The organism is Arthrobacter sp. B0490 (genome assembly GCF_002929355.1).
Taxonomy (GTDB): domain Bacteria; phylum Actinomycetota; class Actinomycetes; order Actinomycetales; family Micrococcaceae; genus Arthrobacter_D.
The window spans coordinates 288,419-311,715 of the sequence record NZ_PJIR01000002.1 but is presented as its reverse complement, the minus strand read 5'-3'; the positions used below and the strand labels follow the sequence as shown (position 1 = coordinate 311,715).

At 70.4% G+C, this 23,297-nt stretch carries 22 protein-coding genes; 9 read left to right on the top strand and 13 right to left on the bottom strand.

The annotated features are described in order from the left end of the window. Window positions 1–55: 55 nt before the first annotated feature. From sufC to CXQ97_RS04365, 5 genes are read right to left on the bottom strand one after another with little or no spacing between them, the layout of a single operon-like run. A complete protein-coding gene (gene sufC, locus CXQ97_RS04385; RefSeq protein WP_104179614.1) occupies window positions 56–823 on the bottom strand; it encodes a Fe-S cluster assembly ATPase SufC in 768 nt (255 codons plus the stop codon). Window positions 824–879: 56 nt separating this feature from the next. Beyond that, complete coding sequence (locus CXQ97_RS04380) at window positions 880–1,239, bottom strand: non-heme iron oxygenase ferredoxin subunit (RefSeq protein WP_104179613.1); 360 nt, start codon at window positions 1,237–1,239, stop codon at window positions 880–882. Continuing rightward, complete coding sequence (gene sufD, locus CXQ97_RS04375) at window positions 1,239–2,582, bottom strand: Fe-S cluster assembly protein SufD (protein ID WP_104179612.1); 1,344 nt, start codon at window positions 2,580–2,582, stop codon at window positions 1,239–1,241. The genes CXQ97_RS04380 and sufD overlap by 1 nt, the downstream gene beginning before the upstream one ends. Window positions 2,583–2,584: 2 nt before the next feature. Further along, a complete protein-coding gene (gene sufB, locus CXQ97_RS04370) occupies window positions 2,585–4,057 on the bottom strand; it encodes a Fe-S cluster assembly protein SufB (RefSeq protein WP_104179611.1) in 1,473 nt (490 codons plus the stop codon). Then, window positions 4,057–4,926 carry a metalloregulator ArsR/SmtB family transcription factor gene (locus CXQ97_RS04365; RefSeq protein ID WP_104179610.1) on the bottom strand — a complete coding sequence of 290 codons (870 nt, stop codon included), beginning with the start codon at window positions 4,924–4,926 and terminating at the stop codon, window positions 4,057–4,059. The genes sufB and CXQ97_RS04365 overlap by 1 nt, the downstream gene beginning before the upstream one ends. 128 nt (window positions 4,927–5,054) lie before the next feature. On the opposite strand from CXQ97_RS04365, the gene CXQ97_RS04360 reads away from it, so the two are divergent. Genes CXQ97_RS04360 through CXQ97_RS04350 form a run of 3 tightly spaced genes read left to right on the top strand, consistent with a single transcriptional unit; the run spans window position 5,055 to window position 7,751 of the window. Continuing rightward, entirely contained in the window at window positions 5,055–6,005 is a 951-nt protein-coding gene (locus tag CXQ97_RS04360; protein ID WP_104179609.1) for an ABC transporter ATP-binding protein, read from the top strand. Continuing rightward, window positions 6,002–6,775: an ABC transporter permease gene (locus CXQ97_RS04355; protein WP_104179608.1), complete on the top strand. Its 774-nt coding sequence runs from the start codon at window positions 6,002–6,004 to the stop codon at window positions 6,773–6,775. Before CXQ97_RS04360 ends, CXQ97_RS04355 begins: the two co-directional genes overlap by 4 nt. 4 nt (window positions 6,776–6,779) lie before the next feature. Then, complete coding sequence (locus tag CXQ97_RS04350) at window positions 6,780–7,751, top strand: heme A synthase (RefSeq protein ID WP_104179607.1); 972 nt, start codon at window positions 6,780–6,782, stop codon at window positions 7,749–7,751. 160 nt (window positions 7,752–7,911) lie between these two features. Here CXQ97_RS04350 and CXQ97_RS04345 read toward each other — a convergent pair whose 3' ends face one another. From CXQ97_RS04345 to CXQ97_RS19365, 3 genes are all read right to left on the bottom strand, one after another. After that, the gene (locus CXQ97_RS04345; RefSeq protein WP_104179606.1) at window positions 7,912–8,811 is read right to left on the bottom strand and encodes a dihydrodipicolinate synthase family protein; all 900 of its coding nucleotides are present in this window, start codon (window positions 8,809–8,811) and stop codon (window positions 7,912–7,914) included. A 167-nt stretch (window positions 8,812–8,978) separates the two neighbouring features. After that, window positions 8,979–9,923 (bottom strand): heme o synthase, encoded by a 945-nt coding sequence (locus CXQ97_RS04340; protein WP_104179605.1) that lies wholly within the window; start codon window positions 9,921–9,923, stop codon window positions 8,979–8,981. A gap of 42 nt (window positions 9,924–9,965) precedes the next feature. Further along, a complete protein-coding gene (locus CXQ97_RS19365) occupies window positions 9,966–10,238 on the bottom strand; it encodes a hypothetical protein (RefSeq protein ID WP_146069569.1) in 273 nt (90 codons plus the stop codon). Window positions 10,239–10,455: 217 nt separating this feature from the next. Here CXQ97_RS19365 and tkt point away from each other — a divergent pair, with 217 nt between their 5' ends. From tkt to pgl, 6 genes are read left to right on the top strand one after another with little or no spacing between them, the layout of a single operon-like run. Next, window positions 10,456–12,642: a transketolase gene (tkt, locus tag CXQ97_RS04335; RefSeq protein ID WP_104179604.1), complete on the top strand. Its 2,187-nt coding sequence runs from the start codon at window positions 10,456–10,458 to the stop codon at window positions 12,640–12,642. A gap of 60 nt (window positions 12,643–12,702) precedes the next feature. Next, entirely contained in the window at window positions 12,703–13,815 is a 1,113-nt protein-coding gene (tal, locus tag CXQ97_RS04330; RefSeq protein WP_104179603.1) for a transaldolase, read from the top strand. Window positions 13,816–13,820: 5 nt separating this feature from the next. Continuing rightward, a complete protein-coding gene (locus CXQ97_RS04325; RefSeq protein ID WP_104179602.1) occupies window positions 13,821–15,470 on the top strand; it encodes a glucose-6-phosphate isomerase in 1,650 nt (549 codons plus the stop codon). A 2-nt stretch (window positions 15,471–15,472) separates the two neighbouring features. After that, on the top strand, window positions 15,473–17,017 hold the full coding sequence (gene zwf / locus CXQ97_RS04320; protein WP_104179601.1) for a glucose-6-phosphate dehydrogenase: 1,545 nt from the start codon (window positions 15,473–15,475) through the stop codon (window positions 17,015–17,017). Further along, window positions 17,014–17,958, top strand: a complete 945-nt coding sequence (locus tag CXQ97_RS04315; protein ID WP_104179600.1) for a glucose-6-phosphate dehydrogenase assembly protein OpcA — start codon at window positions 17,014–17,016, stop codon at window positions 17,956–17,958. The genes zwf and CXQ97_RS04315 overlap by 4 nt, the downstream gene beginning before the upstream one ends. Next, complete coding sequence (gene pgl / locus CXQ97_RS04310) at window positions 17,948–18,766, top strand: 6-phosphogluconolactonase (protein WP_104179599.1); 819 nt, start codon at window positions 17,948–17,950, stop codon at window positions 18,764–18,766. Before CXQ97_RS04315 ends, pgl begins: the two co-directional genes overlap by 11 nt. A gap of 75 nt (window positions 18,767–18,841) precedes the next feature. Here the strand turns inward: pgl and secG are convergent, their stop codons facing one another. The 5 genes from secG to CXQ97_RS04285 form a co-directional block, all read right to left on the bottom strand. Next, entirely contained in the window at window positions 18,842–19,093 is a 252-nt protein-coding gene (gene secG, locus CXQ97_RS04305) for a preprotein translocase subunit SecG (RefSeq protein ID WP_104179598.1), read from the bottom strand. Between the two features lie 52 nt (window positions 19,094–19,145). After that, window positions 19,146–19,961: a triose-phosphate isomerase gene (gene tpiA / locus CXQ97_RS04300; RefSeq protein WP_104179597.1), complete on the bottom strand. Its 816-nt coding sequence runs from the start codon at window positions 19,959–19,961 to the stop codon at window positions 19,146–19,148. Between the two features lie 117 nt (window positions 19,962–20,078). Continuing rightward, window positions 20,079–21,329, bottom strand: a complete 1,251-nt coding sequence (gene pgk, locus CXQ97_RS04295) for a phosphoglycerate kinase (RefSeq protein ID WP_104179596.1) — start codon at window positions 21,327–21,329, stop codon at window positions 20,079–20,081. A gap of 12 nt (window positions 21,330–21,341) precedes the next feature. Further along, window positions 21,342–22,352: a type I glyceraldehyde-3-phosphate dehydrogenase gene (gap, locus tag CXQ97_RS04290; protein WP_104179595.1), complete on the bottom strand. Its 1,011-nt coding sequence runs from the start codon at window positions 22,350–22,352 to the stop codon at window positions 21,342–21,344. A gap of 268 nt (window positions 22,353–22,620) precedes the next feature. Continuing rightward, a complete protein-coding gene (locus CXQ97_RS04285; RefSeq protein WP_104179855.1) occupies window positions 22,621–23,250 on the bottom strand; it encodes a superoxide dismutase in 630 nt (209 codons plus the stop codon). Between the last annotated feature and the right edge of the window lie 47 nt (window positions 23,251–23,297).

Here is a 23,297-nt window from a genome sequence, read left to right as displayed (position 1 = left end):
TTCAGGCGGTGTTCAAAACGGTCGGCACGCGGACGTGCCGGGGATCGTGGGAGTTCTAGGCCTCGACCGCGGACTGTGCCGTGAAACGATCGTAGCCCTCTTCCTCGAGGCGGTCCGCGAGTTCCGGCCCGCCCTCCTCGGCGATCCTGCCCGCGACGAACACGTGCACGAAGTCCGGCTTGATGTAGCGCAGGATGCGCGTGTAGTGGGTGATGAGCAGCGTGCCCATCTCGCCCTTCGAGTGCTCGCGGTTGACGCCCTCGGAGACGACCTTGAGGGCATCCACGTCGAGGCCGGAGTCGGTCTCGTCGAGGATCGCGAACTTCGGGCGGAAGAGCTCGAGCTGGAGGATCTCGACGCGCTTCTTCTCGCCGCCGGAGAAGCCCTCGTTGACGTTGCGCTGGGCGAAGTCCGCGTCGATGCGCAGCTGGGCCATGGCCGTCTTGACGTCCTTGGTCCAGTGGCGCAGGCTCGGCGCCTCACCGTCGAGCGCGGTCTTCGCGGTGCGCAGGAAGTTCGTCATCGTGACGCCCGGGACCTCGACCGGGTACTGCATCGCGAGGAAGAGCCCGGCACGGGCACGCTCGTCAACGCTCATCGACAGGACGTCCTCGCCGTCGAGCGTGATCGAACCGCTGTCGACCTTGTAGCGGGGGTGGCCGGCGATGGTCGACGCGAGGGTCGACTTGCCGGAACCGTTCGGGCCCATGATCGCGTGGGTCTCGCCGGTGTTGATCGTCAGCGTGACACCCTTGAGGATGGGGACGTTGCCCTGCTCGGTGTCGATGCTGACGTACAGGTCCTTGATTGCAAGTGTGGTCATCGTGTTCTTTCTTCATCGCCTGCTGCGCAGGACGTGGGAGGTTCGGACGGCGTCGGCTAGCCGAGCTGCGGGGCGGGCGCTCCGTTGGTGACGGTGGTGACGTCCACGTAGACGTTGCCGTCGTGGACCTCGAGTGCGAACACCGGGACCGGCTCGTAGGCCGGGAGCTGCAGCGGGGCGCCGCTCCGCAGGTCGAACTGGGAGCCATGGCCCCAGCATTCGATGGCGCAGCCCTCGACGTCGCCCTCGGACAGGGAGATGTCGGCGTGGGAGCACGTATCACCCAGCGCGTGGATCTCGCCGTCGGAGTCGCGGACGACGACGACGGGGTAGTCGTCGATCAGGACGCGGAGCGCCTGCTTGACCTGGATGTCGTCGACGCTGCAGATCAGCTCGCCACCGGGCGCATCGGCCATCACAGGTTCCCTGCGGCGAGCTCGCGCTCGACCGATTCGGACAGGCGCTCCTCCAGGGCGGGGACCTTGATCTGCTGGATGACCTCGGTGAGGAAGCCGCGGACGACGAGGCGGCGTGCTGCCTTCTCGGGGATGCCGCGGGCCATCAGGTAGAAGAGGTGCTCGTCGTCGAACCGACCGGTGGCGCTGGCGTGGCCCGCGCCCTCGATGAGGCCGGTCTCGATCTCGAGGTTCGGGACGGAGTCCGAACGCGCGCCGTCCGTGAGGATCAGGTTGCGGTTGGTCTCGTAGGTGTCCGTACCCTCGGCCGCCTTGCGGATCAGGACGTCGCCGACCCAGACCGTATGGGCATCGACGCCCTGCAGGGCGCCCTTGTACGTGACGCGGGACTTGCAGTTCGGCACGGCGTGGTCCACGAGGAGGCGCTGCTCGAGATGCTGGCCCGCGTCCGCGAAGTACAGGCCGTACATCTCGACCTCGGCGCCGGTGGCGGTGAAGATCGACGACGGCGTCAGACGCACGAGGTCGCCGCCGAGGCTGACGACGACGTGCTTGTAGCGTGCGTCGCGGCCCACCTTCGCCTGCTGCGAGGACACGTGCACGGCGTCGTCGTCCCATTCCTGGACGCTGACGACCGTCAGCTGCGCCCCGTCGCCGACGATGATCTCGACGTTCTGGGCCAGGGTGACGGAGCCGGAGTGGTCGAGCACGACGACGGCCTTCGAGAAGGCCTCCGCGTGGATGAGGATGTGCTGGGCCGCGGCCTCGGACGTCGATCCGGTGACCTTGACCATGACCTCGCCGTCCGCCACCGTCTCCTTCGGGATGGTGATGACGGTCGCCTCGGTGAACGCGTTCCACGCCGCGGCGGACACGCGGTCCTCGGGGGTGGCGGCCGAGCCCAGGCGGGCGTCGCCGCGTCCGACCGTCTCGACGGTGACGTTGCCGGCACCGCCGACCTCGATCCCGGGAGCCGTGCCGCTCAGCGCATCCGTGTGGAGCCCGCGGAGGCGCTTGAGCGGCGTGAACCGCCAGTCCTCCTCGAGGCCGGTCAGCGTCGGGAAGTCGGCGAGGTCGAAGGACCTGCGGCGCTCCCCGCGGGAGGCCTCGGGCACCACGGGCGCGTTGCCGTGGCTGTGCTTCTTGAAGCCGAGCTGCCCGGTGCCGTCGTCCCCGCCGGGCAGGCTTTCGCCCTCCTCGGTGAAGCCGTCGATCGCCGCCGGCCGCTCGCCGGTGCCGGAGGGGGCACCGATGCGGGCCTTCCCGTCGAGGTCGCCGATCGCGGTGACCTCTCCCTCGAGCGTCGTGTCGGGTGAAATTTCCGTGTGGGTGGTCTCAGCCATCGCTAGCCTACGGCCCCTTCCATCTGCAGTTCGATCAGCCGGTTCAGCTCGAGCGCGTACTCCATGGGCAGTTCCCGGGCGATCGGCTCGATGAACCCGCGCACGATCATGGCCATGGCCTCGTCCTCGGGGAGCCCGCGGGACATGAGGTAGAACAGCTGTTCCTCGCTGACGCGCGACACGGTGGCCTCATGGCCCATGGTGACGTCGTCCTCGCGGATGTCCACGTACGGGTACGTGTCGGAGCGCGAGATGGTGTCGACCAGCAGGGCGTCGCAGCGGACCGTGTTCGCGGAGTGCTTGGCGCCGTCGCGGACCTGGACGAGGCCGCGGTACGCGGCCCGCCCGCCGCCGCGCGCGACCGACTTCGAGATGATCGACGACTTCGTGTTCGGTGCGATGTGCACCATCTTCGAACCGGTGTCCTGGTGCTGCCCCTCGCCCGCGAAGGCGATCGAGAGCGTCTCGCCCTTGGCGTGCTCGCCGACCAGGTACACGGCCGGGTACTTCATGGTGACCTTCGAGCCGATGTTGCCGTCGATCCACTCCATCGTCGCTCCCTCGTGGGCGATGGCGCGCTTGGTCACGAGGTTGTACACGTTGTTCGACCAGTTCTGGATGGTGGTGTACCGGACGCGGGCGCCCTTCTTCACCACGATCTCGACGACGGCCGAGTGCAGGGAGTCGGACGTGTAGATCGGGGCGGTGCAGCCCTCGATGTAGTGCACGTAGGAGTCCTCGTCCGCGATGATCAGCGTGCGCTCGAACTGGCCCATGTTCTCGGTGTTGATCCGGAAGTAGGCCTGCAGGGGGATCTCGACGTGGACGCCCTTCGGCACGTAGACGAAGGACCCGCCGGACCAGACCGCCGTGTTGAGCGACGCGAACTTGTTGTCGCCCACGGGGATGATCGAGCCGAAGTACTCCTTGAAGATCTCCGGGTGCTCGCGGAGCGCGGTGTCGGTGTCGAGGAAGATGACGCCCTGGCGCTCGAGGTCCTCGCGGAGCTGGTGGTACACCACCTCGGACTCGTACTGGGCCGCGACGCCGGAGACGAGACGCGCACGTTCCGCCTCGGGGATGCCGAGCTTCTCGTACGTGTTGCGGATGTCCTCGGGGAGGTCCTCCCACGTATTGGCCTGCTTCTCCGTGGAGCGCACGAAGTACTTGATGTTGTCGAAGTCGATCCCCGACAGGTCCGCGCCCCACGCGGGCATGGGCTTCCGGTCGAAGTACTTGAGGCCCTTCAGGCGGAGATCGAGCATCCACTGCGGCTCGTTCTTCTTGGCGGAGATGTCGCGGACGACCTCCTCGCTCAGGCCGCGGCGGGCGTTGTCGCTCGCCTCGTTCTTGTCGGCCCAGCCGTACTGGTACGTGCCGATGCCCTCGAGCTCCGGGTTCTTCTCCAGGATGTCGCTGATCACCGACTCCGGCACTGCCGACGCAGCTGGCTTGCGGTCTACTTGATCCGTCATCACGGCCTTCCTTGCTGATGGATGGATAACGTTGCTGGGGCGGGCGGCGCTGCTGCCGGGTCGTCCGGCGATGCGGCGGGCCCGGAGGCGCCCGGAACGGGCACCGCCGTCGTCCGTCCCAGAGGTATGTGGGTGGTGCAGACGTGCCCGCCGGCGGCGAGCGTCGAGAGGCGCCGCACGTCCACGCCGAGGAGCCGGGCGAAGACGCCGGTCTCCTGCTCGCAGAACGCGGGGAAGGCGGAGGCGAGGCCCTGGATGGGGCAGTGCCCCTGGCAGAGCTGGACGCTCAGCATCACGGGGCGGGCCGCGGGGATGCTCCGCACTCCGCCCCCCGGTGGCCGACCGACGGTCTTCGTGGACCCGACGAAACCGTCGGTGGTCAGGGCGGCGGCGAGGGCGCGGGCGCGGGCCTCGAGATCGGGACCCGCGGCCTCGACGATGGGCCGGTAGCGCTCCTCCATGCCGGAGAACCGCGTGCGGGCGAATTCCTCGATGGCCTCCGGGCCGGCCGCGGCGCCCAGCTGCGCCAGGGCGGCCGTGGCGATGTCGAGGTAGTCGTTCCCCATCTTCGCCTGGCCCCGCTGGCTGAGCACGTAACGTCGGGCAGGCCGTCCGGCGCCGGTGGCGGAACTGCGCACCCGCTTCACCTCGATCAGGCCGTCGGAGGAGAGCGCGTCGAGGTGACGGCGCATGGCGGCAGGGGTGAAACCGAGGCGGTCGCCGAGTTCGGCGGCACTGACCGGTCCCCGTTCGAGGACGGCGGACAGGACGCGGTCACGCGTACGCTCGTCGGGATCCGGGGAGACGATCTGCGCGGTACGGTCGGCGGGCACGCCGACGGCCGGTGCGGCACGGGGTGTTGCAGTCATGGTCCACTCCTCCCATCGGCGACACAATAGACAACATAAGCATGACGTAATGTATTCCGCCCGACCACTTAGGCGAGGCTACCCATCGGCAACCCCGGGCCGATTACTACCTGACGTAGAATAAGGACGTGCCGACACCTCCCCCCGCCCTCGAGATCGACGGACTCATCAAGGATTTCGGTCCCGTCGGCGCCCTCGACGGGCGTATGGTGCGCGTGCTCGAAGGCGTGAGCCTGAGCGCGGCACGCGGGGCCGTGACGGTCCTCCTCGGGGCCAACGGAGCCGGGAAGACGACGACCCTCGAGTGTGCCCAGGGGCTGCAGCGCGCCGACGGCGGCGTGGTGCGCCTGCTCGGCGAGGACCCCTACCGGGCCTCGCCGCACCTGCGCGCGAGGGTCGGCGTGATGCTCCAGGACGGCGGGTTACCGCCGTCCGTGCGTCCCCTGGCCCTCCTGCGCCACGTCGCGTCCATGTTCAGTTCCCCGCTGCCGGTCGACGCGCTGGCGGAGCGCCTCGGGCTCGACGAGTTCGGGACGGTCTCGATCCGGAGGCTCTCCGGCGGCCAGAAGCAGCGCCTGGCCCTCGCGTGCGCCCTCGTGGGGCGGCCCGAGGTGGTCTTCCTCGACGAGCCCAGCGCCGGGCTCGACCCGCAGTCCCGCACCATCGTCTTCGACCTGATCCGCGAGCTGCGCGCCGACGGCCTCGCCGTCATCCTGACCACGCACCTGCTCGACGACGCGCAGCGGCTCGCCGACTACGTCTACATCCTCGAGGGCGGCCGTACCGTCGCCGAGGGTACGGTGGCCGCCCTCACCGCCGACAAGGACGCCGACGGCATGCGCGAGCTGCGGTTCGAGACCGTGCCCGGCCTTTCGCTGCCCCCCGATCTCCTCCCCCACCTGCACCAGCGCGAGGACGAACCCGGACAGTACGTCCTCCGGGGAGCACTCACGGCCTCCGACGTCGCGCAGCTGGCCACCTGGTGGGACGCGCACGGCGTCATGCCGACGGCCATCTCCATGGCGCCGCGCTCGCTCGAGGACGTCTTCCTGGACATCTCCGGACGGAGCATCCGATGACCCAGGGCACCGCCCCCACCCGCGGCCGGGGAACGGCCGCACCTCTTCCGGCGCGCGTCCTGCGCCACGGGGGCTACGAGGCGCTGGCGATGCTCCGCAACGGTGAGCAGCTCGTCCTCGCGATCGTGCTCCCGCTCCTGGCGCTGACCGCCCTGGTCCTCACCCCGCTGCTCGACGCGTACGGGCCCAGCCGTATCGACGTCGCGGCTCCCGGCGTCCTCGCCCTCTGCACCATGTCGACCGCCTTCACGGGGCAGGGCATCGCGACGGGCTTCGACCGGCGGTACGGCGTCCTCCGCTTCCTCTCGACCACGCCGCTGGGCCGATCGGGGCTGATCCTCGGGAAGGCCGTGGCCGTCGCCGCCGTCCTCGCCGTCCAGCTCGTGGTGATCGGCGGCGCCGCCGTGCTCATGGGCTGGTCGCCGAGGGCCGAGGGGCTGCTCCCGGCGGCGCTGCTGCTGCTCGTCGGTTCCGCCGCGTTCACGGCCCTCGGCCTGCTCGTGGCCGGCACGCTCCGCCCCGAGGCCACCCTGGCCGTCACCAACCTCGTGTGGATCCTGCTCGCGGCCGCGGGCGGGGTCATCATCCCTGCGGCGAGCCTGCCCGCCGCGGCCGAGCCGTTCGTCTCCGTCCTCCCGTCCGCCGCACTGGGCGACGGGCTGCGGAGCGCCCTCGTGGACGGCACCCTCGACCCCATCGCGTGCCTGGTGCTCCTCGCCTGGGCCGTCCTCGCCAGTCTGGCGGCCATCCGCTGGTTCAAATGGAGCTGACCGTATGACCTTCCCCGTCCTCTCCCGCATCCCGGACGCCCTCCCGCGCACGACGACGCCGCTCGTGCGCCGGCTGGCGGTCGCCTCCCTGGTCTCGCAGATCGCCATCGTGGTCACGGGTGGCGCGGTCCGGCTGACGGCATCCGGGCTCGGCTGCCCCGAGTGGCCCCGCTGCACCCCCGACTCGATCACCACCACGCCCGAGATGGGCCTCCACGGCGTGATCGAGTTCGGGAACCGGCTCCTGACCTTCGTGCTGGTGATCATCGCCATCGCGATGATCGTCGCCGTCCTCGGCATGCGGCGGGACCGCAGGGACCTCTTCCGCCTGTCGGTCGGACTCTTCCTCGGCATCCCGGCGCAGGCCGTGATCGGCGGGATCACCGTCCGGACGGGCCTCAACCCCTGGGTCGTGGGTCTCCATTTCATCGTGTCCATGGTCCTCGTCGCCCTCGCCACCCTGCTGGTCAACCGTGCCCGGCTCACCACGGAGGAGTACAGGGCGCACCGCGCACCGGCCGCGCCTCCGCTCCTGCGCCGGCTGCTCGTCACCGCGACGGTCCTCACCTCGGTCGCCGTGCTCCTCGGGGTCGTCGTCACGGGGTCGGGCCCCCACGCGGGGGACCACGGGGCCGCGCGGAACGGACTGGACGCGCTCCTCGTGACGCGCCTGCACGCCCTGCCCGTGTACCTGCTCGTCGCGACCGTGGCGCTGGCCGTCGTCGTCGCCTATCGCGGCCGTGTCCACGAGAAGCTGCGCAAGGCCCTCGGGATGCTCGCCGTCGTCGTCGTCGTGCAGGGTGCCATCGGGTACACGCAGCACTTCCTGCACCTGCCGGTCGCCCTCGTGGCCCTGCACATGCTCGGGGCGTCGCTGCTCATGGCGGCGGCGGTCCACGCACAGTACACCGGTACGACGACGAAGCCCCTGCCCGGCACGCGCGCCCGCGCCGACCTGCGGGAGTCCGTGGCGTAGGACCGGTCCGCGGCCGTCCTATCCGGCCTCCGGTGCAGGACCGCAGGATTGCCGTCGTCGTTCCCGGGTGGCGGTTGCCTCCACGCTGCGGACCGATGTGTCGTGGAGCGACCCGCGGTCCGCCCGCTGGAGCCACGACGGCGGGAGCGGACGACCTGCGTCAGTCGTCGTGGAACTCCGCCTCGAGGAGATCGAGGAGGCGCCCGAGTTCGCGCAGTTCGGAGCCAGGACTCGGCAGCAGGGGCGGCCGCGGATCCCCCGCGGCGACTCCGCAGGCGCGGGCCAGCAGGTGCAGGCCGCTGATCTTGCGCAGCCCCGCCACGTGGTCCACGAGGGGCGCGAGGACGGAGCGCACGCGCTCGATCCCGGCCCGGTCCCCGGCGACGACGGCGGCACGGAGGCGCCCGTAGTACGCCGGCAGGAGCGCGGCGGGCCCGCTGTGCCAGGCATCCGCGGCGACCTCTCCGGTCATCATGAGCAGATCGCCGCTCACCCCGTGGCTGAAGCCGTCCGGCACGAGGGGGGCGAGCTCGGCGTGCCGCGCATTGAACGTCGCCGCGTCGGCGGCCGTGTCCTTGAACGCAACGACCTGCGGCAGGGCCGACAGTTCCGCGACGACGCGCAGCGAGTAGTCGAACTGTGTGGTGCCGGGGTTGTTGTAGAGGCAGACCGGCAGGTCCGTCACTGCACACACGGCGCGTACCTGCGCCAGGACCTCGTCGTCGGTGAGGGGCACGTAGGACACGGGCGAGAGCACGAGGCCCTCGGCGCCTGCCGCCTGCGCGTCCACTGCCGCGTCGAGGACCTCGCGCGTGCCGACGGAGCTGATGCCCACGGCGACGGGAAGGCGCCGGTCGATCGCCTCGATGGCGGTGCGCGCCACCTGCGCGCGCTCCGACCGGTCCAGGTAGGCGAAGCTGCCCGACGATCCGAGCACCGTGACGGCGTCGACGCCCGACGTGGCAAGACCGTCCACGAGTGCTCGGAGATCGTCCTGGCCGACGGAGCCGTCGGCGGCGAACGGGGTGATGGGATAGGCGATGAGGCCGGTGAAGTCCATGGCAGCAAGCCTAGAGGGAGGGAGCGACGTGTGCCGCCGCGCCGGGCTCCCATCCCCGGGGGAACGCCGCCGCGGGACCGGGCCGCCGCGCCGGGTGCGCACCGGCCCCGGGTGCCAGGCGATGGGTGTGCCCAGACGGCAGGGGGGGGCTCGGGCGGCAGGGGGGCTCAGGCGAGGACGGCGGATCCGACGAACGGGTCGATCGCGAGGGCCAGGAAGAGCACCGTCAGGTAGCTGATGGAGCCGTGGAACACCTTCATCGCGGCCTTGCTGCTCAGCTCGCCCTGCTGCGCCAGCGAGTACAACCGGTGCGACTCGCGGATGAACCAGGCGCCGCCGACGACCGCGGCCACGGAGTACACCCAGCCGGCGCCGGCGGGGATGAGCAGGAGCGAGCAGGCCACCATCGCCCAGGCGTAGAGGACCACCTGGACGGACACCACGCGGGCACCGGCGATGGCTCCGAGCATGGGGACGCTGGCGGCCCGGTAGTCGTCGCCGTACTTCATGGACAGCGGCCAGTAGTGCGGGGGCGTCCACAGGAAGATGATGAGGAACAGCACGACGGCGGGCCACTCGATCGAGTTGGTGACGGCGGCCCAGGCGATGAGGACGGGCATGCACCCGGCGGCGCCGCCCCACACGATGTTCTGCGACGTGCGGCGCTTGAGCACCAGGGTGTAGACCACCACGTAGAGGAAGATCGCGCCGACGCCGAGCATCCCGGCGAGCGGGTTCGCCCCGAACCACAGGACGGCGATCGCCACGACGCCGAGGATCCAGGAGAACACGAGGGCCTCCCGCGGGGTCACCTCGCCCGTGACGAGGGGGCGGTTCTCCGTGCGGTGCATGAGCTTGTCGATGTCACGGTCGATGTAGCAGTTGAACGCACCCGCGCTCCCGGCCGCGAGTGCGCCACCGACCATGGTCGCGAGGATCAGCCCGAGCGGCGGGAAGCCGCCCTGCGCGAAGATCATCGTGGGAAGAGTGGTCACCAGGAGGAGCTCGATCACGCGGGGCTTCGTCAGCGCGAGGTAGGCCTTCGCCTTGCGGCCGAAACCCTGACGGGCCTGCGGGGAACGTGCCGGAGCAGGAGCCTGCTGGGTCTTCACGAGGCAACACTTTCGTTTCTTCCGGAGTAAAAGACAACGCCATCATACCCTTTTACGGCGTGTAGAAATCGGCGTCGGGTCCTGTCCCCCGCAGCGCTTGCGGCCCGCGAGGGGCGGTGTCGGCTCCCGCCTGCTGCGCGTGCGGGAGTCGACGGCGGCCAGGACGACGAGGACGACCAGGACACGCGAGACCTCCCCGCGGGGTGCCGGTCGCGCCGGGTCCCCTGCGGCCGAGCCGCGGACGCGCCCCTGCCGGGCCGCCGTCGGGGTGTGCGGGGTGCCCGCCGCGCAACCCCTGCGGGGAACGGATGACATTCTTCGCCTCCCACGGCGCAACGCCGTCCGGAAGGGATAGTGTGGATTCGAAAGCCCGCTGTGGAAGCGCCGCCGGACCATGTCGTCCGGACTCAGTGCTGTCCCCGGTCGGGGCCGAACTTCGCAATTCAACGGTGAACGGCCAGCCCGACGGCGTGCCCAGAGGTACGCCGTCGCCAGCTAGGGTGCCGTTCCGGACAGAGAGGGGCCCGGAAACGTGCCGCAGACCCAAGAGCAGGAACTGACCTGGACCGAGCTGGACCAGAAGGCCGTGGACACCGTCCGCATCCTCGCGGCGGACGCCGTCGAGAAGGTGGGCAACGGGCACCCGGGGACGGCGATGAGCCTCGCCCCCGCCGCCTACCTCCTCTTCCAGAAGCTTATGCGGCACGATCCGTCCGACCCCGAGTGGACGGGCCGCGACCGCTTCGTCCTCTCCCCCGGCCACACCTCGCTGACCCTCTACATCCAGCTCTACCTGTCCGGCTACGGACTGGAGCTCGACGACCTGAAGGCGCTGCGCACGTGGGGTTCCCTCACGCCGGGCCACCCCGAGTACCGGCACACCAAGGGCGTGGAGATCACCACCGGGCCCCTCGGCCAGGGACTGGCGACGTCGGTCGGCTTCGCCTACGGGCAGCGGCGCCAGCGCGGCATGTTCGATGCCGACGCACCTGCGGGCACGAGCCCGTTCGACCACACCATCTGGGTCATCGCCTCGGACGGCGATCTCCAGGAGGGCGTGACGGCGGAGGCGTCCTCGCTCGCGGGGCACCAGGAACTCGGCAACCTCGTGGTGATCTATGACGAGAACCACATCTCCATCGAGGACGACACGGACGTGGCCTTCACCGAGGACGTCCTCAAGCGGTACGAGGCCTACGGCTGGCACACGCAGCGCGTGGACTGGACGAGGACCGGTGAGTACGTCGAGGACGTCGCCGAGCTCTACTCCGCCCTCGTCGCGGCGAAGAACGAGACGTCCCGGCCGAGCATCGTCTCCCTGCGCACCATCATCGGCTTCCCGGCGCCGACCAAGCAGAACACCGGCAAGATCCATGGGTCGGCCCTCGGCAAGGACGAGGTGGCGGCACTCAAGGAAGCCCTCGGCTTCGACCCGGAGAAGCACTTCGACGTCGACCCCGAGGTGCTGGAGCACGCACGCGGCGTGGTGCAGCGCGGCGCCGACGCGCAGAAGGCCTGGCGTGAGGGCTTCGACGCCTGGACGGCAGCGCACCCCGAGGAGACGGCACTGCTCGAGCGGATTCAGGCGCGCACGCTCCCCGAGGGCTGGGAAACGTCCCTGCCCACGTTCGAGGCGGGCAAGGACATGTCCACCCGAGCGGCGTCGGGCAAGGTCCTGACGGCCATCGGCCCGGTACTCCCCGAACTCTGGGGTGGCAGTGCAGATCTCGCGGAGTCGAACAACACGACCATCGAGGGTTCGCCGTCGTTCATCCCCGAGAGCCGGCAGACCAAGGCCTGGTCAGGCAACCAGTACGGGCGCGTCCTGCACTTCGGCATCCGCGAGCATGCTGCCGCGGCGATCGTCAACGGCATCGTCATGCACAGCAGCACACGCGCCTTCTCGGGAACCTTCCTGATCTTCAGCGACTACCAGCGCCCGGCCGTGCGGCTCGGCGCCCTCATGGGCGTCCCGGCGATCTACGTGTGGACACACGACTCCATCGGCCTCGGCGAGGACGGGCCCACGCACCAGCCCGTCGAGCAGCTCTCCTCGCTGCGCACCATCCCCGGGCTCGACGTCGTGCGCCCGGGTGATGCCAACGAGGTGGCGGTCGCCTGGCGGACCATCCTGGAGAACACCGAGAACCCGGCCGGCATCGTGCTGACGCGCCAGAACATCCCGACCTACGAACGCGGCGAGGGAGCGGCCGACGGTGACACCTTCGGCTCGGCCGAGGGCGTCGCGAAGGGCGGCTACGTGCTCGCCGAGGCGAAGAACGGCACGCCCGACGTCATCCTGATCGGCACCGGGTCGGAGGTGCAGCTCGCCGTCGAGGCCCGCGCGACCCTCGAAGCCCAGGGCATCGCCGCGCGCGTCGTCTCGATGCCGTGCCTCGAGTGGTTCAACGCGCAGGACGCCGCCTACCGCGACAGCGTCCTGCCGCGGACGGTCCGGGCCCGCGTGTCCGTCGAGGCCGGCGTCTCGCAGAGCTGGACCGGGATCGTGGGCGACGCCGGACGCAGCGTGTCCCTCGAGCACTTCGGCGCCTCCGCCGACTACAAGACGCTCTACCGCGAGTTCGGCATCACCGCCGAGGCCGTCGCGGCAGCCGCTAGGGACTCCCTCGAAGCGGTCGCCGCCGATCCCCTGGCGCCCAACGGCACGGCGGCCCTGGGCTCGGGGCAGCGCGCCACCGAGACCGGCGACCAGCAGTAGCCGGCACCCCTCTTCGATCCGTCCAGTACACATTCCGCGGAAGCGGAAAAGGAGCACATCATGACCGCATCACCCACCACCGACCTCTCCGCCGCCGGCGTCTCCATCTGGCTCGACGACCTCTCCCGTGAGCGCATCAACTCCGGCGCCTTCAAGCACCTGATCGAAGACCTGGACGTCGTCGGCGTGACGACGAACCCGAGCATCTTCGCCGCGGCGCTGAAGAAGGGCGAGTCCTACGCCTCCCAGGTCGGGGCGCTCGCCGAGGCCGGCGCCGACGTCGACCAGGCCGTCTTCGACATCACCACGCACGACGTCGCCCAGGCCTGCGACATCTTCGCCGCGGAGGCCAAGCGCACCAACGGTGCCGACGGCCGCGTCTCCATCGAGGTGGACCCCCGCCTGTCCCGCGACACGCAGGGCACCATCGCGGAAGCCAAGCGCCTGCACGCCAAGGTGCAGCGCACCAACGTGCTCATCAAAATCCCGGCCACCGTCGAAGGCCTCGAGGCCATCACCGAGACCCTGGCCGCCGGGATCAGCGTCAACGTCACCCTGATCTTCTCCCTGGAGCGCTACCGCGCCGTCATCAACGCCTTCCAGCAGGGCATCGAGCAGGCGAAGGAGAACGGCCACGACCTGACCAAGATCACCTCCGTCGCGTCGTTCTTCGTCTCCCGCGTCGACGCCGAGATCGACGGGCGGCTCGACGCGCTCGGGACCGACGAGGCGACGGCGCTCAAGGGCAAGGCCGGGCTCGCCAACGCACGCCTCGCCTACCAGATCTTCCAGGAGCAGTTCTCCACGGAACGCTGGCAGGTCCTCAGGGCGGCCGGCGCGAACGCCCAGCGTCCCCTGTGGGCGTCGACGGGCGTCAAGGACCCGAACCTCCCCGACACGCTGTACGTCACCGGCCTCGTCGCCGCGGACGTCGTCAACACCATGCCGGAGAAGACCCTCCTGGCGATGTCCGACCACGGCGTCGTCGAAGGCGACACGGTCACCGGGACGTACGCCGAGTCCAACGAGCTCCTGAACCGGCTCGACGCGCTCGGGATCTCCTACGACGAGGTCGTCGAGCAGCTCGAGACCGAGGGCCTCGACAAGTTCGTCGCCAGCTGGTCCGAGCTCCTCGAGACCGTCCAGACCGCCCTCGACGCCGCGAAGGGCTGATTCCCATGGGCTCATTCGCTCTCACCGCCTCCGGCGACGCCCTCGCGGCCGTCGAATCGGCCGTACCCGCCCTCGTGCACGACCGCGTGGCCTCCCGCCTCATGGCGAAGGACCCCACCCTGTGGGGCACCGACGCCGAGCCGGAGGCCTCGAAGCGCCTCGGCTGGATCGACCTCTTCGAAGACTCCCGGGCCCTCCTCCCGGAGATCGCCGGGCTCCGCGCCGATCTCCAGGCCGAGGGCGTCGACCGCATCGTGCTCTGCGGCATGGGCGGCTCCTCGCTCGCGCCCGAGGTGATCACGAAGGAAGCCGGCGTCCAGCTCGTGGTGCTCGACGCGACGGATCCGGAGCAGGTCCGCGCGGCCCTCGAGGAGGATCTGCAGCGCACCGCCATCGTCGTGTCCTCGAAGTCGGGTTCCACCGTGGAGACGGATTCGCAGCGACGCCTCTTCGAGCAGGCGTTCACCGACGCGGGCATCGACGCGGCCTCGCGGATCGTGATCGTGACGGATCCGGGCTCGCCCCTCGACGAGGCGTCCCGGAAGGCCGGCTACCGAAAGGTGTTCACCGCGAACCCTGAGGTCGGCGGCCGCTACTCGGCCCTGACGGCCTTCGGCCTCGTCCCGTCCGGCCTCGCCGGCGCGGATGTCGCAGTGCTCCTCGACGACGCCGAGGACGCCGCCGAGTTCCTCGGCGACGACGTCGACGACAACGTCGGACTGCAACTCGGTGCCGTCCTCGGAGGCACCACGCCCCTCCGCGACAAGATCGTGTTCGCCGACGCCGGTTCCGGACTCCCGGGCTTCGCCGACTGGGCCGAGCAGCTCATCGCGGAGTCCACGGGCAAGCTCGGCACCGGCCTGCTGCCGGTGGTCGCCTCGACAGGCGCTCCCGAGCTGGCCGACGTGGCGGACGACGTCCTCCCCGTCCTCCTGGCGCCGTTCGACGAGGCTCCCAGCGACGAGATGACGCGCGGCACACGCGTCTCGGTCAGCGGCACGCTGGGCAGCCAGCTGTTCGTCTGGGAGTACGCCGTCGCCGTCGCGGGCCGGCTCCTCGGCATCAACCCGTTCGACCAGCCCGACGTCGAGGCGGCGAAGACGGCCGCCCGCGGCCTGCTCGACGCCCAGCCGGGGCCCGTTCCGGCAGCCTTCGTCGACGGTGCCATCGAGGTACGCGGCGACGCCGGACTGCTCGGCTCCTCCGCCACGGTCGCCGACGCGCTGGAGGCCCTCCTCGCGGCCCTCCCGGCGAACGGCTACCTCTCCGTCCAGGCATACCTCGACCGCCACCGCCAGGCGGCCCTCGAGGAGATCCGCTCACCGCTCGCCGAGGCCACCGGCCGCCCGGTCACGTTCGGCTGGGGCCCGCGCTTCCTGCACTCCACCGGCCAGTACCACAAGGGCGGCTCGCCCATCGGCGGGTACCTGCAGCTCACCGGGGCCGGCAGCAAGGACCTCGCGATCCCCGACCGACCCTTCACGTTCGGGGAGCTCATCTCCGCGCAGGCCGCCGGTGACGCGCAGGTGCTCGCGGACCACGGTCGCCCCGTCCTCCGCCTGCACCTCACGGACCGTGCGGCGGGCGTGGAGCAGCTACGCGGCGTCGTCGCGTCCCTCGCCGCCTCCGGGCAGTCCCACCACGGGAACGGGTGAGCATGGCTGACAGTACGACGGCGAGAGCGGCCAATCCGCTCAGGGACCCGAGGGACCGGCGCCTGAACCGGATCGCCGGTCCCTCCTCCCTGGTCCTGTTCGGCGTGACGGGCGATCTCGCCCGGAAGAAACTCATGCCGGCCATCTACGACCTCGCCAACCGCGGGCTCCTTCCGCCCAGCTTCGGCCTCGTCGGCTTCGGCCGGCGCGAGTGGAGCGACGAGGAGTTCGTGGAGCAGGTCCGGGAGTCCGTGACCCAGTACGCCCGGACGCCGTTCAACGAGACGGTCTGGGAGCAGCTCTCGGCGGGCATCCGCTTCGTCACGGGCAACTTCGACGACGACGAGGCCTTCAAGAAGCTGAAGGAGAGCCTCGACGGCCTGGACGAGAGCAGGGGCGCCCGCGGCAACCATGCGTTCTACCTCTCGATCCCGCCGAACGCGTTCGAGACGGTGTGCCAGAAGCTCTCCGAGCACGGCCTGGCGCAGCCCGACGACGGCCAGTGGCGCCGCGTGGTCATCGAGAAACCCTTCGGGCACGACCTCGGGTCCGCGCGCGAGCTCAACAGCATCGTCGAGGAGGTCTTCCCCCCGGACGCCGTGTTCAGGATCGACCACTACCTGGGCAAGGAGACGGTCCAGAACATCCTGGCGCTGCGCTTCGCGAACCAGCTCTTCGAGCCGCTGTGGAACGCCAACTACGTGGACCACGTGCAGATCACCATGGCGGAGGACATCGGGATCGGCAGCAGGGCCGGGTACTACGACGGTGTGGGCGCGGCCCGCGACGTCATCCAGAACCACCTGCTCCAGCTCCTCGCCCTCACGGCGATGGAGGAACCCATCTCGTTCGACGCCGACCACCTCCGGTCCGAGAAGGAGAAGGTCCTCGCGGCCGTCACCCTCCCGGCGGACCTCACGAGGCGGTCCGCCCGCGGACAGTACGAGGCCGGCTGGCAGGGAGGTGAGCGGGTCAACGGCTTCCTCGACGAGGACGGCATCCCCGCGGACTCCACGACGGAGAGCTTCGCCGCGCTCCGGCTCGACATCAACACGCGCCGCTGGGCCGGGGTGCCGTTCTACCTGCGGGCGGGCAAGCGGCTCGGACGCCGCGTCACGGAGATCGCCGTCGTCTTCAAGCGGGCCCCCAACCTGCTGTTCCGGGCCCACGACGACGAGGACTTCGGCCAGAACGCCGTCGTCATCCGCGTGCAGCCCGACGAGGGCGTGACCATCCGGTTCGGGTCCAAGGTGCCCGGCACCCAGGCCGAGGTGCGCGATGTCACCATGGACTTCGGCTACGGCCACTCCTTCACCGAATCCAGCCCGGAGGCCTACGAGCGGCTCATCCTCGACGTGCTCCTCGGAGAGCCGCCGCTGTTCCCGCGGCAGCAGGAGGTGGAGCTCTCCTGGAAGATCCTCGACCCGTTCGAGGAACACTGGGCCACCCTCGACGGCCAGCCCGAACCCTACGTACCGGGCAGCTGGGGTCCCGCCTCGGCGGACGCACTGCTCGCCGCCGACGGACGCACCTGGAGGCGACCATGATCGTGGACCTGCCCGACACCACCACCTCGAGGGTGTCCAAGGAACTCATGGCCCTGCGCGACCGCGGCGGCGTCGTAGCGCTCGGACGGGTCCTGACGCTCGTCGTCATCACCCGGTCCGGCTACGAGGAGGAGGCCATCGACGCCGCCAACGAGGCGAGCCGGGAGCACCCGTGCCGCATCATCGTCCTCGCGGAGGGGTCGGCCGACGAGGCGACGCGGCTGGACGGCCAGATCCGCGTCGGCGGCGACGCCGGGGCCTCGGAGGTCGTCGTCCTGCACGGCTACGGGGAGCTCGCCGACGAGAACGAGTCGCTCGTGTCGGCCCTCCTCCTGCCCGACGCCCCGATCGTGGCCTGGTGGCCGCACGGGGTCCCGGAGGCGGCCTCGCAGACCTCGATCGGTGGGATCGCGCACCGGCGGATCACCGACTCCGCCAACGAGGCGGATCCGACGGCCGCGCTGTTCAACATCAGCAGCACGTACACGGCCGGCGACACCGATCTCGCCTGGACGCGCCTGACCAACTGGCGTATCCAGCTCGCCGCGGTCCTCGACCAGCTCGAGGGGGACGAGCCCATCACGGCGGTCATGGTCGAGGGCGCCTCCGACTCCCCCAGCACGGTGCTCCTCGCGGCCTGGCTGACGAAGGCCCTCGACGCCCCCGTCACCATCGTGGCCGGCCCGGCCGGCACGGGCCTGAAGCGCGTCCGACTGACGAGGAGCGGCGGCGACATCGAGCTCCACAGGCCGGACCAGGACGTCGCGGAGCTGCACCAGCCGAACCAGCCGGTCCAGCGCATCTCGCTGCCCCGCCGGGGCCTGCGGGACTGCCTCGCGGAGGAACTGAGGCGCCTCGACCCCGACGAGGTGTTCGGAGAAGTGATCACGGAGGGCCTGGCCCGTACCAACCTGAGGAGTGTGCGCACGAGTGAGCGCTGAGCCGAAAGTCAGCATCCATCCGTCCCAGGCCTCCCTCGCGGCGGCCGTGGCGGCGAGGCTCATCACGCGCCTCGTGGACGTGCAGAGCGACCGCGGGACGGCGACCGTCGTCCTCACGGGGGGTTCGATCGGAACGGCGGCGCTGCAGGCGGTGGCCGAGTCACCGGCGCACACGGCCGTCGACTGGGCCAACGTGCACTTCTGGTGGGGGGACGAACGCTTCCTGCGGGCCGAGGACCCCGACCGCAACGCCGTGCAGGCACGCGCCGCACTCCTCGACCGCATCGGCGCCGACCCGGTGAAGATCCACGAGTTCGGCTCCAGGGACGAGTTCCCCGACGAGGACGCGGCCGCCGTCGACTACGCGGAGCAGCTGGCCGCCGCGGCGCGGGCCGAACTCGCGGCGGACGCGGACGCCGCCCAGGCGGACCCGCGGCTCCCCCGCTTCGACGTCCTCCTGCTCGGGGTGGGACCGGACGCGCACGTCGCGTCGCTGTTCCCCGAACTGGGGGGCATCCGCACGAAGGGCGCGACGACGGTGGGCGTACCCGACGCCCCGAAGCCGCCGCCGCAGCGCATCTCGCTGACCCTCGAGGCCATCAACACGGCGCAGGAGGTGTGGCTCTCCGTCAGCGGCAGCGACAAGGCCGGCGCGGTGGGCCTCGCCCTCGCGGGAGCCGGCCAGGTGCAGGTGCCCGCCGCAGGCGCGAGGGGCCGGAGCAAGACCCTGTGGCTGATCGACCAGGACGCCGCGCAGAAGCTGCCCGGCCGCCTCATCGACCACGACGACGACGAATCGTCCGACTGAATCCCGGGCCGACGGTCCCACGGAGAAGCCCCCGGTCCCTGAAGGGACCGGGGGCTTCGTCTCGTCGAACGGGGGCTACGCTTCCCCGGCGAACCGCTGGATCAGGCCCAGGGCCACGATGACGACCCCCCAGGCGAGCCCGAGGGCCACGGTGAACCGGTTGAGGTTCCGCTCGGCCACGCCCGAGGACCCCATGCTCGAGGTCATGCCTCCACCGAACATGTCCGACATACCGCCGCCACGCCCCTTGTGGAGCAGGATCAGCAGGGTCAGCAGGAGGCTGGTGATCCCGAGCAGGACGAGCAGGATGATACGAAGGATTTCCACGGGGCCCTTTCAAGGCTCGGTAGCCGCGGCCTGAAGCGGCCGGCGCACGGAACTAGTCTGTCACCAGATGCTGTTCGAACCTGACAATACTAGCAAACTCGGACACATCGAGGCTCGCACCGCCGACGAGGACGCCGTCGACGTCGCGCTCCCGGAGGATGCTCGCCGCGCTTGCCGCCTTGACCGAGCCACCGTAGAGGAGGCGGGTCTTCGACGCCGTGGTCTCGTCGAACAGCGAGGCGAGTTCCGCGCGGAGGGCGGCGCACATCTCCTGCGCGTCGCCGGGGCCCGCGACCTCGCCGGTGCCGATGGCCCAGACGGGCTCGTAGGCGATGACGAGCGACGCGGCCTGCTCGGGCGTGAGCCCGGCGACCCCGAGGCGCACCTGCTCGAGCGTGTGGTCCACATGCGTCCCGGCCTGCCGGATCTCGAGGCCCTCGCCGACGCAGAGGACGGGCACCAGTCCGTGCCGGTAGGCGGCGTGCACCTTCCGGTTCAGCAGCTCGTCGGACTCCGAGTGGATGGTGCGGCGCTCCGAGTGGCCCACCAGCACGTAGGTGCAGTCGAGCTTCGCGAGGAACTGGCCCGAGATGTCGCCGGTGTAGGCGCCCGAGTCCTCGGGAGAGAGGTCCTGCCCGCCGTGGACGAGCTGCAGGTCGTCGCCCTTCACGAGGGTCTGCACCCCTCGGAGGTCGGTGAACGGCGGGAAGACCGACACCTCGACGCGCGAGAAGTCGTGGCCCGCGTCGTCGAGGGTCCAGGCGAGCTTCTGCAGGAAGGTGATGCCCTGCATGTGGTCCAGGTTCATCTTCCAGTTGCCCGCGATGAGCGGTCGGCGGTCGAAGGCGCCGTTGGTCGAGGTGGTCATCGTCCTACTCCATCTGTTCGTTCCAGGACCCGTCGGTCCATGGCTGGTCGTCGTACGGCAGCGGGACCCGCTCGGCCTGGGCCGTGCGGGTCCCGCCGTTCCGGTGCGCGGGTGCCGCTAGTCGCGCGCCAGGGCGGTCAGCCCGGGCAGTTCCTTGCCCTCGAGGTATTCGAGGCTCGCGCCGCCGCCGGTCGAGATGTGCCCGAACTGGTCGTCGGCGAAGCCGAGACCGCGCACGGCCGCAGCGGAGTCACCGCCACCCACCACGGTCAGGGCGCCGTCCGCCTGCGCCTCCGTGAGGGCCTGGGCGACCGCGCGGGTGCCGTCGGCGAAGGCGTCGAACTCGAACACGCCCATGGGGCCGTTCCAGAACACGGTCTTCGCCTCGGCGATGTTCGCGGCGAAGTCCGCACCCGTCACGGGTCCGATGTCGAGCCCGATACCCGAGGCACCGTAGGTCCCGGCAGCGATCGCGTCGGCGGCGACGACGCTGTGCCCGGCGTCGGCGGCGAACTTCTCGGCCACCACGATGTCCGTCGGGAGCACGAACTGCGTGCCGTCCCGCGGTCCGCGTTCGAGATAACCGCGGACCGTGTCGATCTGGTCCTCCTCGAGCAGGCTGGCGCCGACCTCGTGCCCCTGGGCGGCCAGGAAGGTGAACACCATGCCGCCGCCGACGAGGATCCGGTCGGCGGTGCCGATCAGGTTCTCGATCACGGCGAGCTTGTCGGACACCTTCGAGCCGCCGAGGACGACGACGAACGGCCGCTGCGGGTCGGTCGTCAGCCGTTCGAGGACCACGAGCTCGGCGCGGACGAGGTCGCCCTGGTAGGCGGGCAACAGCGAGGCGATGTCGTACACGCTCGCGTGCCGCCGGTGCACGGCGCCGAACGCGTCGTCCACGTACGCGCCGTCCTCGCCGGCCAGCTGGGCCATCTCGCGGGCGAACGCGGCGCGCTCGGCGTCGTCCTTGCTCGTCTCGCGGGCGTCGAAGCGCACGTTCTCGAGGACGAGCACCTCGCCGTCGGCGAGGGCGGCGGCTGCGGCCCTCGCGCCCTCACCGGTGGTGTCGGGGGCGAGGCTCACCGGGAAGTCGGCGAGCTCCCGGAGCACGTCGACGGCCGGCGCGAGCGAGTACTTCTCCTCGGGTGCGCCCTTGGGCCGCCCGAGGTGGGCCATGACGATCACGGCGGCGCCCGCCTCGCTCAGCTTGCGCAGAACGGGGAGGGACGCGCGCACGCGGCCGTCATCGGTGACCTTCAGCGAGGGCACCTCGCCCTCGAGGGGCACGTTGAGGTCGGAGCGCACGAGGACGCGGCGTCCCCGAACCCCTTCGGCGAGGAGATCGTCGAGCGTTGCGTAAGCCACGGCCGGGCCCGCCTAGGAGAGCTTGGCGGCGACGATTTCCGTCAGGTCCACCAGGCGGTTCGAGTAGCCCCACTCGTTGTCGTACCAGCCGACGACCTTGACCTGGTTTCCGATGACCTTCGTCAGTCCGGAGTCGAAGATGCAGGAGGCCGGATCGGTCACGATGTCCGAGGAGACGATCGGGGCCTCCGTGTAGGAGAGGTAGCCCTCGAGGGAGCCCTCGGCGGCAGCAGCCTTGTAGGCCGCATTGACCTCGTCGACGGTCACCTCGCGCCCGACGGTGACGGTCAGGTCGGTGGCGGAGCCCGTGGGGACCGGCACGCGGATGGCGTAGCCGTCGAGCTTGCCCTTGAGCTCCGGCAGCACGAGGCCGATCGCCTTGGCCGCACCCGTGGAGGTGGGGACCATGTTGATCGCGGCGGCGCGGGCGCGGCGGAGGTCCTTGTGGGGGCCGTCCTGCAGGTTCTGGTCAGCGGTGTAGGCGTGGACCGTCGTCATCAGACCGCGCTCGATGCCGAAGGAGTCGTTCAGCACCTTGGCGAGGGGGCCGAGGCAGTTCGTGGTGCAGGACGCGTTGGAGATGATGTGGTGGTTCTCGGGGTCGTAGTCGCCGTCGTTGACGCCCAGGACCACAGTGAGGTCCTCGTCGGACGCGGGGGCGGAGATGAGCACCTTCTTGGCGCCGGCGTCGATGTGCTTCTGTGCATCCGCCGCCTTCGTGAAGAACCCGGTCGACTCGATGACGATGTCGACGCCGAGATCCGCCCAGGGCAGGTTCGCCGGGTCGCGCTCGGCCAGGACGCGGACGCGCTTGCCGTCGACCACCAGGTCGCCGCCGTCGACCTCCACAGAGGCCTTCAGGCGCCCGGTGACGGAGTCGTACTTGAGCAGGTGGGCGAGTGCCTCGGGACTCGTGAGGTCGTTGACGGCGACGATCTCGAGGTCGGCGCCCTGCTCGAGCGCCGCGCGGAAGTAGTTGCGTCCGATACGGCCGAAGCCATTGATTCCAACACGAGTAGTCACTGGTTTCCATCTCCTTCATAGGTGGTGCCGCCTCGTTGACCCTTCTCGGGTGACTCCGGCGACGAATACATCTGGTACCGGGCACACCTTCGTGCCGAAATCGATCGGGTCCTGCGGGCTCCCCCGGGAGCTGTGTTCCGGAGCCGGACCAGCGGGGGTGCTCCCCCGGCTCCAACCTTACTCAGCGCGCCCGAGCGGCACGCGTCCCGGACGCCGGTTGCCGCGGACGGGTGGGCGTGGAGCCTGCCCTGTCCGCCCGCGGCGCACGCTACGCTCCGGGCGTGAGGAGGACGGAAGCGCCGGTCCGTGCCGCCTGGAAGCGGGTCTGGACGTCGGCCCAGTTCACGAGGTTCCACCAGGCCTTGACGTAGTCGGGCTTCACGTTGACGTAGTCCAGGTAGAAGGCGTGCTCCCACATGTCGAGCATGAGCAGCGGGACGGTGCCGACGGGCACGTTGCCCTGCTGGTCGTAGAGCTGCTCGATGACGATGTTCTTGCCCAGCGGTTCGTAGGCCAGAACGGCCCAGCCCGAGCCCTGCAGTGAGGTGGCGGCGGCCGTGAAGTGCGCACGGAACGCGTCGAAGGAGCCGAAGGCGTCGTCCAGCGCCGCGGCGAGCTCGCCGTCGGGCTTGTCGCCTCCCTCGGGAGACATGTTCTTCCAGAAGATGCTGTGGTTGATCACCCCGCCGACGTGGAAGGCGAGGTCCTTGGAGAGCTTCGGGATGGTCCCGAACTCGCCCTTCTCGCGGGCCTCGGCGAGCTGCGCGAGGGCGTCGTTGGCGCCCTTGACGTAGGTGGCCTGATGCTTGGAGTGGTGGAGCTCCATGATCCGGCCCGAGATGTGCGGCTCGAGGGCCGCGTAGTCGTAGTCAAGATCCGGCAGTACGTATTCGCTCACGTAGTCCTCCATGTAGTGATCTCAGGTGCCCGCACGGTCCGCCGCCC